At 68.9% G+C, this 14,840-nt stretch carries 11 protein-coding genes; 4 read left to right on the forward strand and 7 right to left on the reverse strand.

The genetic code is table 11. From position 1 onward, the window contains the following. Nucleotides 1-48 precede the first annotated feature (48 nt). The 4 genes from ACFTSF_RS28325 to ACFTSF_RS28340 are packed head-to-tail and all read right to left on the reverse strand — an operon-like array spanning nt 49 to nt 4,332. The gene (locus ACFTSF_RS28325) at nt 49-1,728 is read right to left on the reverse strand and encodes a cytochrome bc complex cytochrome b subunit (protein ID WP_380157047.1); all 1,680 of its coding nucleotides are present in this window, start codon (nt 1,726-1,728) and stop codon (nt 49-51) included. Between the two features lie 5 nt (nt 1,729-1,733). Next, nucleotides 1,734-2,783: a Rieske 2Fe-2S domain-containing protein gene (locus ACFTSF_RS28330; RefSeq protein WP_380157049.1), complete on the reverse strand. Its 1,050-nt coding sequence runs from the start codon at nt 2,781-2,783 to the stop codon at nt 1,734-1,736. Further along, nucleotides 2,780-3,673, reverse strand: a complete 894-nt coding sequence (locus tag ACFTSF_RS28335) for a c-type cytochrome (protein ID WP_380157050.1) — start codon at nt 3,671-3,673, stop codon at nt 2,780-2,782. The genes ACFTSF_RS28330 and ACFTSF_RS28335 overlap by 4 nt, the downstream gene beginning before the upstream one ends. Next, nucleotides 3,670-4,332, reverse strand: a complete 663-nt coding sequence (locus tag ACFTSF_RS28340; protein WP_344150566.1) for a heme-copper oxidase subunit III — start codon at nt 4,330-4,332, stop codon at nt 3,670-3,672. Before ACFTSF_RS28340 ends, ACFTSF_RS28335 begins: the two co-directional genes overlap by 4 nt. Before the next feature lie 70 nt (nt 4,333-4,402). Between ACFTSF_RS28340 and ACFTSF_RS28345 the strand changes: the two genes are divergently transcribed. From ACFTSF_RS28345 to trpD, 3 genes are read left to right on the forward strand one after another with little or no spacing between them, the layout of a single operon-like run. Beyond that, a complete protein-coding gene (locus tag ACFTSF_RS28345; protein ID WP_344150569.1) occupies nt 4,403-5,320 on the forward strand; it encodes a cytochrome c oxidase assembly protein in 918 nt (305 codons plus the stop codon). Between the two features lie 44 nt (nt 5,321-5,364). Beyond that, complete coding sequence (locus ACFTSF_RS28350) at nt 5,365-5,781, forward strand: hypothetical protein (protein WP_344150572.1); 417 nt, start codon at nt 5,365-5,367, stop codon at nt 5,779-5,781. Nucleotides 5,782-5,789: 8 nt separating this feature from the next. Then, nucleotides 5,790-6,833 carry an anthranilate phosphoribosyltransferase gene (gene trpD / locus ACFTSF_RS28355; protein WP_344150575.1) on the forward strand — a complete coding sequence of 348 codons (1,044 nt, stop codon included), beginning with the start codon at nt 5,790-5,792 and terminating at the stop codon, nt 6,831-6,833. A gap of 34 nt (nt 6,834-6,867) precedes the next feature. Here trpD and ACFTSF_RS28360 read toward each other — a convergent pair whose 3' ends face one another. From ACFTSF_RS28360 to ACFTSF_RS28370, 3 genes are all read right to left on the reverse strand, one after another. Further along, entirely contained in the window at nt 6,868-7,419 is a 552-nt protein-coding gene (locus tag ACFTSF_RS28360) for a hypothetical protein (RefSeq protein WP_380157053.1), read from the reverse strand. 1,735 nt (nt 7,420-9,154) lie between these two features. After that, the gene (locus ACFTSF_RS28365; protein WP_380157054.1) at nt 9,155-12,163 is read right to left on the reverse strand and encodes a DUF2510 domain-containing protein; all 3,009 of its coding nucleotides are present in this window, start codon (nt 12,161-12,163) and stop codon (nt 9,155-9,157) included. Nucleotides 12,164-12,212: 49 nt separating this feature from the next. Continuing rightward, nucleotides 12,213-12,500 (reverse strand): Lrp/AsnC ligand binding domain-containing protein, encoded by a 288-nt coding sequence (locus ACFTSF_RS28370; RefSeq protein WP_344150587.1) that lies wholly within the window; start codon nt 12,498-12,500, stop codon nt 12,213-12,215. A gap of 115 nt (nt 12,501-12,615) precedes the next feature. Here ACFTSF_RS28370 and ACFTSF_RS28375 point away from each other — a divergent pair, with 115 nt between their 5' ends. Continuing rightward, the gene (locus ACFTSF_RS28375) at nt 12,616-14,811 is read left to right on the forward strand and encodes a DUF222 domain-containing protein (RefSeq protein ID WP_380157056.1); all 2,196 of its coding nucleotides are present in this window, start codon (nt 12,616-12,618) and stop codon (nt 14,809-14,811) included. Nucleotides 14,812-14,840: the final 29 nt, after the last annotated feature.

The raw sequence follows: 14,840 nt of genomic DNA on the forward strand, positions 1-14,840 counted from the left end.
CAACGAAAAACGCCCCCGGCCTCAGCCAGGGGCGTTCTCGGTACTGCGTCAGTGCTTGTCGGGCGTGACCTCGTGGAAGGCTTCCGTCTCGGTCAGCTCGTGCACGTCGTCGTCGTGACCGTGCGAGTGCGCGTCCTCGATCTCCGCCGCGGTCGGCTTCTGCACCGCGTCCGCGTAGTAGAAGCGGCTCAGCTTGGCGCGCACCTTGTTGAGTGCCCGGCGCGGGGCGCGAACCCCGTTGTCGTCGGTCTCCGGACCCACCTCGTACGGCACGAGCCGGTCGTGCGCGGTGAGCTCGTAGGCCTCGAAGTTCGAGATCGGCGTGTGCCGCTCCGAGTAGCCGCCGTCGGGGGAGCGGACGATGATGCCCGACTCCAGACCGTGCAGCAGCCGCTCCTGGTCCGCGCGCTGCAGCGAGATCGCGATCCGCCGGGTCACCCAGAAGGCGAGCACCGGACCGAGGAACACCGCGACCCGCAGGAACCAGGTCACCTTGTTCAGCGACACGTCGAAGTGGGTCGCCACCAGGTCGTTACCGCCACCGATCCACAGCAGGCCGTAGAAGGTGATGAAGGCGGCACCGATACCGGTCCGGGTCGGCACGTTGCGCGGCCGGTCCAGCAGGTGGTGCTCCCGCTTGTCGCCGGTGATCCAACTCTCGATGAACGGATACAACGCGACCAAGGTGACGAAGGCAGGTGGTATCAGCAGCGCCGGTATCAGCAGGTTCCAGCTGAGGGTGACGCCCCAGAAATGGGACTCGAAGCCCGGCATGATGCGGACCGAGCCTTCCAGCCAGCCCATGTACCAGTCCGGCTGCGAGCCGGCCGTTACCTCGGCAGGGTTGTACGGCCCGTACAGCCAGACCGGGTTGATCTGCAGCAGCGCGCCCATCAGCGCGGTGATGCCGAACACGACGAAGAAGAAGCCACCGGCCTTGGCCATGTAGACCGGCATCAGCGGGTAGCCGACGACGTTCTTCTCGGTCCGCCCGGGACCGGCGTACTGGGTGTGCTTGTGGTACACGACCAGGAACAGGTGTGCCGTGACCAGGGCCAGGATCAACCCCGGGATCAGCAGCACGTGCACGGTGAAGAACCGGGACACGAACTCGTCACCCGGGAACTCGCCGCCGAAGATGAAGAAGCTCAGGTAGGTCCCGATGATCGGGGACGCCTGGATCATGCCCTGGGTGATTCGCAGCCCGGTACCCGACAGCAGGTCGTCGGGGAGGCCGTAGCCGATGAAGCCCTCGATGATGCCGAGGAACAGCATCCCGAAACCGATCACCCAGTTCAGCTCACGCGGCTTGCGGAACGCGCCGGTGAAGAAGATCCGGAGCAGGTGCACCATCATCGCGGCGATGAACAGCACGGCCGCCCAGTGGTGGATCTGCCGCATCAGCAGACCGCCGCGGACGTCGAACGAGATGTCCAGCGTCGAGGCGTAGGCCTCGGACATGTGCAGGCCCTTGAGCAGGCTGTACGAACCCTGGTACTCGACCTCGGCCATCGACGGCTTGAACCAGAAGGTCAGGAAGATGCCGGTGAGGATCAGGATGATGAAGCTGTACAGCGCGATCTCGCCGAGCATGAACGACCAGTGGTCCGGGAAGACCTTGCGCAGGTTCTTGCGGCCGATCTTGCCGATCCCGAGCCGGTCGTCGACCCACTTGACCGGCGCCGGAAACTCTGCCGTGGCGGCAGGCTTTTCTTTCGTGTCAGACACTGGTGTCACCCTCGTTCCCAGAAGCTCGGGCCGACCGGCTCGGTGAAGCCGCTCTGCGCGACCAGGTAGCCCTCTGCGTCCACTGCCAACGGTAGCTGAGGCAGCGGCCGGGCAGCAGGCCCGAAGATCACCTTCGCGCCGTCGGCCAGGTCGAACGTCGACTGGTGGCACGGGCAGAGCACGTGGTGCGTGGTCTGCTCGTACAGGGAGATCGGGCAGCCCACGTGGGTGCAGATCTTGGAGTAGCACAGGATGCCGTCGATACCCCAGTTCTCACGACCGGGCTTGGTACGGATCTTGTTCGGCTCGATCCGGACCACGATCACCGCGGCCTTCGCCTTGGCGTTCTGGTACTCGACCGCGCTCTCCTCCTGCAGTGGAGTGAGGTTGGCCGGCTGCGCGTTGACCAGCTGACCGACCTGCAGGTCGGACGGCTTGATCGGGCGGTCGGTGACGTCGTTGACGACCCGGATGCCCTTGGCCCAGATGGTGTTGTACAGGCTGCGGCCCGGCAGCGGACCGAGGTCACGCAGCAGCACGATGGCCGGCAGGCCGAGCAGGCCCATCGCACCGAGCAGCGAGCGGCGGATCAGCTTGCGCCGGCCGAAGCCGGACTCGGCCGCACCCTCCTTGAAGCCCTCGATGATGTCGGCCTTCTGCTCCGGCGAGGAGTTGGCGTCGTGCCGCAGCTCGACGATCTCGGTGTCGACCATCAGCTGCTTGGCCCACTGGATCGCCCCGGCGCCGATCAGGAACAGCCCGACGCCCAGGCACAGGCCCAGCGTCATGTTGTTCGCGTTACCGGACAGCGGACCGAACTCGAGGATCGCGTCCCGCGGGATCGCGAAGTACGCGACGCAGGCGCCGAGGGCCAGCAGGCCGGCCAGCGTGAACATCGTCGCGACCTGACGCTCCGCCCGGTCGGCGGCCTTCGGGTCGATGTCGGTGATCCGGTACTCGTGCGGCTCCAGACCCGGATCCGCGATCGGCTCGGCCACCTCGACCGTGCCGTGGTGCTCGTCGTCCGCCTTCACAGGCAGGTTCTTGTCACTCATTCGGCGCTCGCCCCCTCAGCCTTGTGTGCTGCGCCGGGGCCCTTGGCCTTCACGCCCTTGGCGCCGATCCAGACCGCCACCGCGACCAGCAGGCCGATACCGACCAGCCAGCCCCACAGACCCTCGGACACCGGGCCGAGCCGGCCGAGACCGAAGCCACCCGGGTCCTTCTGCTCCTGCAGCGCGTGCAGGTAGGCGATGATGTCGCGCTTGTCCTCCGGCAGCATCACCTGGTCGGAGAAGACCGGCATCTGCTGCGGACCGGTGAGCATCGCCTCGTAGATGTGCTTCGGGTCGACGTTCATCAGCGACGGCGCGTACTTGCCGTTGGGCAGCGCGCCACCCTTGCCGGCGAAGTTGTGGCAGGCCGTGCAGTTGGTCCGGAACAGCTCGCCACCACGGGTGACCTGCTCGTCGGTGGCCTTGCTGATGTCGTACGCGTCGGTCGCCGGAACCGCCGGGCCCGGGGCCAGCGAGGCGACGTACGCGGCCAGGGCCTCGATCTCCTCCGGCGTGTAGGCGGGAGTCTTCCGCGGGACCTGGGCGCCCGGCTGCATCGCGGGCATCCGGCCGGTGCCGACCTGGAAGTCGACCGCGGCCGCACCGACACCGATCAGCGACGGGCCGGCCATCTTGCCCTCGCCGTTCCCGCTGCCTTCGGCGTTCAGGCCGTGACAGCTGGAGCAGCCGACCGCGAAGAGCTTCTTGCCCTCTTCGATCTGCTGGGACTGGGCCGAGTTGTCGGCCACCGCGCTGCCAGGGGCAAACGCGGCGTACGCCGAGCCCACTGCCAGGAGGCCGAACAGGAGCACGACGAGGCCGGCGGACCGGTGCCGTCGTCGCGCGGAGAGAAAGCGCGCCGGTGACAAGGAGGTTCTCTTCTCACTCATTTGAGCAGGTAGATGGTCGCGAACAGGGCGATCCAGACCACGTCGACGAAGTGCCAGTAGTACGACACGACGATCGCCGAGACGGCCTGTTCGTGGGTGAACTTGCGGGTCATGTAGGTCCTGGCCAGGACGAACACGAAGGCGATCAGGCCGCCGGTCACGTGCAGGCCGTGGAAGCCGGTGGTCAGGTAGAACACCGACCCGTACGGCGAGGACGAGATCGTGATGCCCTCGTGGATCAGCGTGGCGTACTCCGTCACCTGGCCGGCGATGAAGACCGCGCCCATCAGGTACGTGAGGATGAACCACTCACGCATCCCCCACTTGAGGAAGTTCGCCGCGGAGCCGACCCGGCCGACCCGGCCGTGCTCGGCCGCGAAGACGCCGAACTGGCACGTCACCGAGGAGAGCACCAGGATCAGCGTGTTGGTCAGCGCGAACGGGATGTTCAGCATCTCCGTCGACGCGTCCCAGAGCGTCTCCGTCCCGGGCGCCGCGGTCGCGGTCGTCACCGACCGGATCGTGAAGTACGCCGCGAACAGAGCGGCGAAGAACATCAGTTCGCTCGCTAGCCAGACGATCGTGCCGACACTGACCATGCTGGGACGGTCGTGGTGTCCGTGTTCACGAGACGCTGGGAGCGCAGTTGCAGTGGCCACGCCGTCATTATGTCGGTCCACCCCGGAAGTACTACGACCACCCCCATGCATGTCGCACTACTGTTGAAAGGTGCTTCCTCTCCACGCCGGGCCCGGTGACCAGATCGCGCCGTTCACACCCCTGCGGTTGCTGACGGCCTGGACCTTCGAACCGGTGTTACTCGCCGTGATCATCGCGGCCGGTGCGCTCTACCTGTACGGCGTCCGCCAGCTCCGCAAACGCGGTGACAAATGGCCCGTCGGGCGGACCGTCGCGTTCGTCGGACTGGGGCTGGGCAGCGCGGTGATCGCGACCCAATCGGCGCTGGGCACCTACGACACGGTGCTGCTGAGCGTGCACATGGCTCAGCACATGGTCCTGTCGATGCTGACGCCGCTGATGATGGCGCTCGGCGCGCCGGTCACCCTGGCGCTGCGGACGCTGCCCCAGCGGCCCCGGAAATGGTTGCTCTCCGTATTGCATTCGCGGATCGCGAAGGTCGCCTGCTTCCCGCTGATCGGCTTCACACTGTTCGTCCTGAGCCCCTGGGTGCTCTATTTCAGCGGCATCTACGACGCCACGCTGCGCTCGACCGCGCTGCACGACCTGCTGCATTTCCACTTCGTGCTGGTCGGATCGCTGTTCTTCTGGCCGCTGCTGGGCATCGACCCGGTCCCGGGGCGGGTGATCTACCCGTTCCGGCTGATCATGACGTTCCTCACGTTGCCGTTCCACGCGTTCCTCGGGATCACGATCATGTCCGCGAACAAGCTGATCGCCGAGGACTGGTACACGAGTTTCGAACGCTCCTGGCCGCCCTCGCCACTACACGACCAGTTCATCGCCGGCGGCCTGTTGTGGGGCTCCGGCGACATCGTCGGGCTGGTCTTCTTCGGCGTTCTGTTCGTCCAATGGGTGCGCGACTCGCAGCGTGAGGCGCGCCGCGAGGACCGCCGCCTGGACCGGTTGGAGGAACAGGCGCGCCGGGCTGAACAGACACCCCGGTAGCATTCAGCTGTCCAGTCGCCTTTTTCACAGCTTGGGATGAATCGATGAGCTCAGAGCGTCCGCTGAAGGTTCTCGTCTACAGCGACGACCGTACGACGCGGGAGTCCGTCCGGCTCGCGCTGGGCAAGCGCCCGGCCGCCGATCTGCCCGCCCTCGAGTACGTCGAGTGTGCGACCGAGCCGGCCGTGATCAAGACCATGGACAAGGGCGGGATCGACCTGGCCATCCTGGACGGCGAAGCAGTGCCGGCCGGTGGCATGGGGATCGCCCGGCAGCTGAAGGACGAGATCTTCAACTGCCCGCCGGTCCTGGTCATCACCGGCCGTCCGCAGGACGCCTGGCTGGCCACCTGGTCGCGCGCCGAGGCCGCGGTCTCGCACCCGATCGACCCGGTCCGGTTCGCCGAGGTCACCGCGGACCTGCTCCGCGCCGTGGTCGCCAAGCTGCCCGCCACCACCTGATCCCGGCGATGGCCGCCTACACCTGGCCGCAGGTCCTCAACCCGCTGCTGCGCGGCGAGGACCTCGAGGTCACCGCCACCGCGTGGGCGATGGAGCAGATCCTCTCCGGCGCCGCGTCCCCGGCCCAGCTGGCCGGCTTCGTGATCGCGCTCCGCGCCAAGGGTGAGACAGTCACCGAGGTCGAGGGCCTGGTCACGACCATGCGCGACTTCGCGACCCGGATCTCGGTCCCCGGCCGGACCCTGGATGTCGTCGGTACCGGCGGCGACCAGGCGCACACCGTGAACATCAGCACGATGTCCGCGATCGTTGCCGCCGGCGCCGGTGCGAAGGTCGTCAAACACGGCAACCGCGCCGCATCCTCGGCATGCGGAGCGGCCGACGTACTGGAGGAGCTCGGGATTCCGCTCGACCTCACCGCGGCGCAGGTCGCCGAAGTGGGGGAGCAGGCCGGGATCACCTTCTGCTTCGCGCCCGCGTTCCACCCCGCGCTGCGACATGCCGCCGTACCGCGGCGAGAGCTCGGCGTACCGACGACCTTCAACTTCCTCGGTCCGCTGGCGAACCCCGGTGATCCTTCCGCCCAGGCGGTCGGCGTCGGCGACGCCCGGGTCGCCGGGCTGATGGCCGGCGTACTGGCCCGGCGCGGGATCGACGCCCTGGTCTTCCACGGGGACGACGGGCTGGACGAACTCACCACCCGTACGACGTCTCAGGTGTGGAACGTCGGTGGCGGAGAGGTGGAAGGGCCGTTCACGGTCGACCCGCGCGATCTCGGCATCGAGCCGGTGTCGGCGGATGCGCTGAAGGGTGCGGACGCGCCGTACAACGCCAAGGTCGTCCGGTCGCTGCTCGAAGGCGAGGCGGGCGCTGTGCGCGACGTCGTCCTGCTGAACGCCGGGGCGGCGCTTGCCGCCTATACCCCGGTCGAGGGTCCGATTACCGCGCGGATCCGCGCCGGGATGGACCTCGCCGCCGAGGCGATCGACTCCGGCGCGGCCAAGGACGTCCTGGACCGCTGGATCGCCGCCTGCGCGACTGTGCGCGGCTAGCTGTTGGCCGGCGGGACTCGCGTCCCGCCGGATCTCAACGGCTGATCTTGATCTCGCTGACCTTCGTCCGCCACACCTGAATCCACGTCGGCGTCGTCCCCGCGATGTCCCCGATCGACACCGCCGCCGTACCGTCCCCGCGGTCGACGACCGCGATCAGCACAGTCGAGAACGTCTCCTTCAGCTTCGGCGCCTTGACCGCCACCCGCGTGGTGATCTCGTGCCCCTTGTGCCCATCCACGGTGATCGCCTTGTGCGTCGTACCGGAGATCTTCGCGCCCTCGCCGTACAACCCGATGATCGCCCGCGACCCGGCTTGCGTGGCGGCCGCCTTCAGCCCGGCCGGCGTACTGGTCACCTTGAACGTCGGCGTCAGCTGACCGAACGAGACGTAGTTCCCCCAGTCGGCTTCCTTGTTGTAGTTCTCGTGCACGGTCAGCCAGATCGCAGCCCCGCCGTACTGCCCCGACCGCTCACCGGTGTTCGTCCACGTCGACCCCATGATCGGCATCGTGTCCTTGTTGGCAGCAACGATCAACGCCCCCAACACCTCTCCCCGAGGCGGCGGCGTCTCAGAAGGCTTCACCGAAGGACTAACCGTCCGAAACCCCGGATTCCCCGAAGGCAACGCAACGGGTTGAACCGCATCAGCCCGAGTCCAGATCCACCCAACACTCAACGCGGTAGCCGTCAAAGCAGCCACCACCAAAACCAAAGCCCCAACCAACCGAGCCCGAGCCCCCGAGTCCCCACCAGGCCTCAAAACCACCCCATACCCCTCAGCCTCAGGCACCCCAACCCGCTTAGACCCCGACCCACCAGCCTGCTCGCCACCGGACACAGCTCCCGGCCCACCAGCCCCCTGCCCACCCTGCTGCGCAGCCGAGGGCCGCCCAACCTGCTGCGCAGACACCGGCTGAGCCTGCTGCGCGTACGACGGCAGCCCACCCGGCACACCCGCCTGCCCAGCCCGAGGCCCGTACTGCACTGGCCCGCCCTGAGCCACACTCGGCCCACCCTGTGACCCACTCGGCCCGCCTTGTGATCCAGCCGGCGCACCCTGCGGCCCACTCGGCCCGCCTTCTGATCCAGCCGGCCCGCCCTGCGGCCCACTCGGCACACCACCAGGCTGATTGCCCGGTCGCTGCCCTTGAGGTCCACCTGGCCCGTTGCCCTGCGGAACACCCCACTGCGCGCCCTGCGGACCCTGGGGACCTGCCGGCCCACCCTGCGGTCCAGCAGACCCAACTCCGGGCTGAGTGCCCGCCCGCTGACCCGGCAACCCGCCTGGCGCGTTCCCGTGCGGACCTGTCGGCCCAGCCGGTCCATTGCCTTGCGGAACCCCCTGCCCGCCCTGCGGTACCTGGGGACCCGTCCGCCCAGCCTGCGACCACGTCGGGCCCACAGCAGGCTGAGAGCCCGGCCGCTGACCTTGCGGTCCACCTGACCCGTAGCCCTGCGGCATCCCTCCCTGCCCGCCCAGCGGAACCTGGGGTCCCGTCGGCCCAGCCGGTGCCGAGCCCGCCCCGTGCACAGGCGGTCGGCCTTGCGGCCCAGCCGTCATCTGCCCAGGCCGCGGCCCAATCCCTTCCTGCCCCGGCGGCAGCCCAGGCTGACCCGCCTGATTCGCCTGACCCGCCTGCATTGGGTGTGCGGACTCACCGGGCAGCACGTGCTGACCTGCCTGCATTGGCTGACCTAGCTGTCCGGGCTGTCCCGGCCGCGTCGGCTGACCCGCTTGCACCCGCTGACCGGGTTGTCCGGGCTGCACCGACTGTCCCGCCTGCTCCGGCTGACTCGGCCGACCCGCCTGGACTGTGTGTCCGGGGTACCCCGGCCGTGCTGGCTGCGCAGGCTGACCCGACTGCACGGGACCGGGCTGTGTCGGTGGGCCGGAGGGTGCGGGCTGACCGCCGTACGGACCTGCAGGCGGTTGCGCGCCCTGCCCGGGGTGCTGCGCGAACTGAGGGCCCGGCTGTGATCCGCCCTGCGGCGCATACCCCGGTGGCTGACCCACTGCCGGCCCCTGTGCGGGGGAGCGCGGTGGCGGAGGTGGTGGCGGCGCAGGTGCAGGCGACTGCCCCATCAGCACGTCATCCGATCCACCCGACGATACCGGGGGAGCACCCAGTCCACCCGCGACCGGCGCATTGCCCAGCCCACCGGTTGCCGGAGCACCCGGACCGCCCGCGACCGGAGGAGTGCCACCGACGAGCGGCGGCGTCTCCACCTCCGTTGGCGGGCGTGCGGGGGCTACGGGCGGCGGTGGTGGTGCGCTGTGCCGGCCGGAGCGTGGTGGGGGCGGATAGTTGTTCTCGTTGTCAGCCAACGTTGATTCCCTTGTAGGCCTGGCTTTCGGCCGCCTTCAGGTCTGGGCGGTTGGTGGGGATGTCGCTGATGTACGCGACGGCCGTCCCGTCCCCGAGGTCAAAAACGGCCACTGTCAGGGTAAGCACCCGGGCGGTCACCTTGCCCGACTTGGCGGTGATCGTCTGCTGTACGAACCAGCCCGACTTGTCCGACCGCTTCACCTGGCCGTTCAGCCCCGGCTTCCGGGTGATCGCGATCCCGCCGTACAGCGACGCCGGCACCTCGTTCGCCAGCGCCAGCGCGCTCGCCTTCGGGTCCCCGCCGTACCCGGCCTGGTTGCCCAAGGCACCGACAAAGATGTTCGCGTACCAGTTGTTGGTCCCGTCGAACTTCTGCTGCAGCACGATGTACTGCCCGCTCGAGTCGAGCAACTGCGGTACCAGCCGCTTGCGGTCCGACCACAACCCCGTACGACGAGGGAACGAGATCGCGGTCGCCGCAATCCGCTCACCTTCGTGCAGCTTCGGATTCTTCGACTCACCGGGCTTGGTCGCGCCGGTCGGCTGATTCGTCGGCTGGCTGGTCGGCGTCGTCGGCCCAGGATCCGCCTTCTTCTTGTCACCAGGGTTCACGATCAGGAACACCGCGGCGACCACCAGCATCACCAACGCGATCCCACCACCGACGATCAACGGCAACTTCGCCCCAGACCGCCCGCCACCGCCACCCGAAGACTTCTTCTTCGAACTCCCACCAGATTTCTTCTTGGTGGCCTTACCTCCACCCCGACCAGGCCCACCGCTCCCCGGCCCCGCACCCCACCCACCAGCCTGCTGCCCGCCACCCCAAGGCCCACCCTCAGCCTGAGTAGTAGCCGCCCCACCCTGCCCAGCCCCCCAACCAGCCTGCTTCTGCTCACTCGCGCTCTGCTCGGTTCCAGCCCCCCACCCACTAGCCTGCTGCCCACCCCAAGGCCCACCATCCCCCTGCCCAGCCCCCCAACCACCAGCCCCACCCTGCTGACCACCACCCGAGGACTGCCCACCCGAGGACTGCGTACCCCAGGACGTGCCGCCTGCCTGCTCATCACCCGCGGCCTGCTGCGCACCCCAAGACGCACCACCCGCTTGCCCATCGTCCGCGGCCTGCTGCGCACCCCAGGACGTGCCGCCCGCCTGCTCACCACCCGCAGCCTGCTGCCCACCCCACGAGCTCACCTGGCTCTCAGGCGCACCACCCGCGGTTCCCGACGACTGGCCCTCGGCAGCCGCATCCACGCCCCAGAGCTGAGCCTTCCCCTCCGAAGCCGCAACCCCCCAGCCCTGCTGAGCCGGCCCCTGCTCCAGATCCGGATCGACTCCCCAGCCCGACTGCCCCTTCGCGCCCCCACCACCCGTCTGCCCACCCGAGGCCGGCTGCACCTGGGTAGCGTCATCCCCGGTCTGCCCACCCCAGCTCGGCTGCGTCTGAGCACCGCCGTCACCGGTCTGCGAACCCCAGGTCGCCTGCGCGGCCCCGTCATTCGTCTGCCCGCCCCAGGTCGGCTGGACCTGGGTGGTGTCGTCACCGCCCTGGCCGCTCGTGCTCGGCTGTGCCTGGGGTGCGTCGTCTCCGGACTGTGCACCCCAGGTCGGTTGAGCCTGCGCGCCCCCGCCACCCGTCTGCCCACCCCAGGTCGACTGCACCTGAGTAGCTTCGTCACCGGGCTGCTCGCCCCAGGTCGGCTGAGTCTGCGCACCACCGTTTCCGGTCTGTGCTCCCCAGGCCGGCTGGACCTGAGTGGTTTCGTTGTCCGGCTCACCGGTCTGGAGTTCGGTGGTTTGCTCCGCGGCGCTCGTCTCGCGGGGTTTGCGGGCGGCGTTCGGGGCCTGGGTCCAACTCACGTCGGACCACCCCTGCTCACCACCAGCGGCCGCCACGTCACCAGCGCCAGCCGCTACCTCGTCACCGCCGCCGGCCGCGGTTGCCCAAGCTCCCGTCGTACCAGCCTGCGCCCCACCGTCCGCCTCCGCGCCCCACCCACTGGCCGCGGTCTGCGCTCCGGTGTCCGCCTCCACACCCCAACCACCGGCCTCAGCCGGCACGTCCGCCTCAGTACCCCACCCGCCAGCAGCACTCACGCCCGCCTGGACGTCGGTTTCGCCCTCGACACCCCAATCGCCACTCGAAGCACCCCACCGAGCATCACCCGAGTCCGCCACACCAGCATCCGCGTGAGCACCAGCCGCCGCATCCGCCGCACCGGCACCCGCATGAGCACCTGCCGCCGTACCGGCATCCGCAGGAGCACCTGCCGCCGTACCGGCACCCGCATGAGCACCTGCCGCCGTACCGGCGTCCGTCTGAGCACTTGCCGCCGCGTCCGCCTGAGCGTCCGCGTGAACACCTGCCGTGTCTGCCTGCGCATCTGCTGCCGCGCCAGCCTGGGGGTCGGCGTGTGGCGCGTCCGCCTCGGGGGTGTCGGCGAGTCGCAGGGTCCACCCGTTGGGGGCCGTCTGCTCCTCAGACTGCGACGTAGGAGCGGGCTCAACCACCTCGGGAATCGGCGGCTGCGTCCAGTGCTCTGGCGGCGCCGGCGCGATCTCCGGAGCGTTCCAGGTGGCCCGCGCCCGCTCGAACGGCGTCAGCCCGTCACCCGCACGCACCTCACCGCCGGCCACGGCAGCCGTGCCACCATCCACCGGCCCGACCGCGGCCAACCTCGGCCCGCTCTCCGGCTCGTCCGGATTAGGCCACCAACCACCCTGCTGCGGAGGTGAAGTCGTATCCCACCCAGTCTGCGTCGCACCCCAGGTCGGAGCAGACCCCTCCTGCGTAGACGCAGTAGCCCCCCACACACCCTGCTGAGGCTCAGCGACGACCTCAGGCTCAGCCGAGACAGGCTCATCCACCGTCTCAAGCTCCGTAGAACCGACCGTTTCCTTCTCGGTCCGATTGGTCCACTGTTTCCCGTTCCACCAGCGGATGGTGTCGGGCTGCCCGGTCGGGTCCGGGTACCAGCCTGCGGGAGGGTTGCTCATACGTTCACCGTAACTTCAGCGCGTGTCAGAAAGGGCGTGGTTCCGAGCCTCAGACACCGTCCTCCTGGCCCAGGCTGAAGGCGGCCTCCAGGTCGTGCGTCGAGTACGCGCGGAAGGCGATGTGCGTCTCCGTGCTCAGTACGCCGGGAACTCGGTTCACGCGGTCCGGAATCACCGTCGCCAGTTCGTCGTGGTGGGCGACCCGGATCATCGCGATCAGGTCGAGCCCGCCGGTCACGGAGTACACCTCGCTGACTCCCGCGATGGCCGCCACCTGCTCGGCGACCTCCGGAATCCGCGCGACATCGGCCTTGATGAACACGATCGCGGTGACCATGTCGTCCTCTCCTCGAAGCACACTCGGACGTGCCGAAGCATAGTGGCGGCCACCCCCGGAGCAGCGGAGAACCCATCGATTTGCCGCATTCGAACGGGTGTTCTAATATGAATGCATGACGATTCACTCGGCCTGCGCCCCCGACGAGCAGATGCTCGCCGGGAGTTTCGCGAGCCGAGCGGGCCGCCGGATCGCCATCGTTCCGCCGCCCGATTCCCGGCCGGCAGGCACCTTCTTCCCACCCAGTGATCCGTGCCAGCCACCCGACGACATCTACGACAACGCGTTCGACGTCGACGACCCGGAGGCGCCGACGGTGATCACCGAGGAGGATCTGTACGACGACGACCTCCCGCCGATGTCGGCCGTCGACCAGTTGGAGTGGGAGCTGTGGGCGTCCGCCGACCAGGACGAAGCCGAGCGGTTCATGCTGCGCCAGTCCGCTCCGGCCTGGGTGTTCCTGCCGCCCGGCGGCGACCTGGCGGCTGCCTTGGAACAGGTCCGCCCCCAATGCCTGTCACCGATGGCCTTGATCGAGTACCTCAAGGCGACCTCGCGACTGGCGTCCTGGGCCGAGGCGCTGAAGGCCGGCTCCATGGCGTCGTTCTTTCGCCAGCGCAAGGCTCAGGAGGCCGAGACGCCGCGCCCTGAGGTGATCGACTCGTCAGGCCGACCAGTCGACCCGGAGCGCTCCTGGGCCGCTGAGATCGGCGCAGCACTACACCTGTCGACGAACACCGCCACCCGGCACATCGAGACCGCCCTGCACCTCACTGGCCCCGTCGCTGCCACCATGACCGCGCTGCGGACCGGCGCTCTCTCGTGGTCGAAGGCCCTGGCCATCTCCGAAGCAACCCGAGGACTGTCCGACGACGACGCAAGGTCGGTCGAGGCCCACGTCCTGCGCCGGGCGCCGTCGCAGACCAACGCGAACCTCCGGCGGTCTCTCCGCACCCAGGTCGCCAAGCACCAAGCCGCCACCGAAGCCGACCGTCACCGAGACGCCGTCCGCGAACGCACCTGCAAGATCGTCCCCCTGCCCAACGGCATGGCCGGCCTGTGGGTCGTCCACACCGCCGACCAGATTCAGCAGATGTGGGTAGCAATCCAAGCCATGTCCGACCTGGCAAAGCGCCCCGCTGCCCGTACCGCTGACTCTGCCCAGACCGCTGACCCTGCCCAGACCGCTGACCCGGTCCGTACCGCCGACCCCGCCCGCACCGCGGACTCCGCTCCGGACCGCACCGCGGATCCCGCTCCAACAGCGCCAGATCTCACGGCCTCCCGGGCGACCGCCCCTGAGCCGACGCCGGCAGAGCCTGGTGCCGAATGCGCGTCCAACATGTCCACGGAGCCCGGGTCTGCTGCTCCAACCGATCCCGCGAGCGGCGTTCCCGATCGCGAGCCCGGCGCTCCCGATCACGCCGAAGGCCGCCCTTCCGTAGCCCCTGTGGACGCCAAGCCCTCCAAGCCCTCCAAGCCCTCCGAACCGACCGGAGCCGCCGCGTCGACCGGAGCCGCGTCGACCGAGCGTGATCAGCGGAACGCCGAGCAGCGAAGGGCTGATGTAGTGGCGGACCTGTTCGGCCACATTGTCCACAACGGACTGGACTGGCTCGAACGCCGTCTGCCGGACCAGCATCGCCGCCGCCCACACATCGAGGTGCTGATTCCAGTCAACACACTGCTCGGCCTCGACGACGATCCGTGCGAACTGACCGGGTACGGCCCGATCTCCGCTGAGATGGCACGCCGAATCGCCGAAGGCGGGACCTGGAGGCGTCTCCTCACCGACCCGGCGACCGGTGTCGTCCTGGAAGCCTCGACCACCCGCCACGACCCAGCCCCGTCGGTCAGCGAGACGCTGCTCGCCCGGCATCCGGTCTGCGCCTGGCCCGGTTGCAATCGGCCGTCCCGCGAATGCGATCGCGACCACGGCACGCCGTTCGCCGTCACGGGCCGCACCAGCCTGGCCGGACTAGCGCCGTACTGCGAGTATCACCATGTCATCAAAGACACCCCGCGCTGGGGTTGGAAGACCGAGAACCACCCGGATGGCTCGATCACCCTGGTTGCTCCCACCGGTCACCGCTACACCACTGTCCCACCAGCCCGCGGCCCGATCACCCAGCGGTCCGAAACGCCCCCAGCCTCGGCGCAACCTCCGTACGACGGTCCGCCGTCCGCACTCAGCAGATCGCGGCCGTCGCCCCAGCCGGCATCCGGCAACGCGACGCCTGCCAACCCGCTGTCGACCCAGTCACGGTTCCCGTTGACCGGTCAGCCGCTCGTGGATCCGCCGCCGTTCTAGCGGTGCCGACTTCGGCACATTCCTGGAGC

This window comes from Kribbella sp. NPDC056951, assembly GCF_042674205.1.
Taxonomy (GTDB): Bacteria; Actinomycetota; Actinomycetes; order Propionibacteriales; family Kribbellaceae; genus Kribbella; species Kribbella yunnanensis.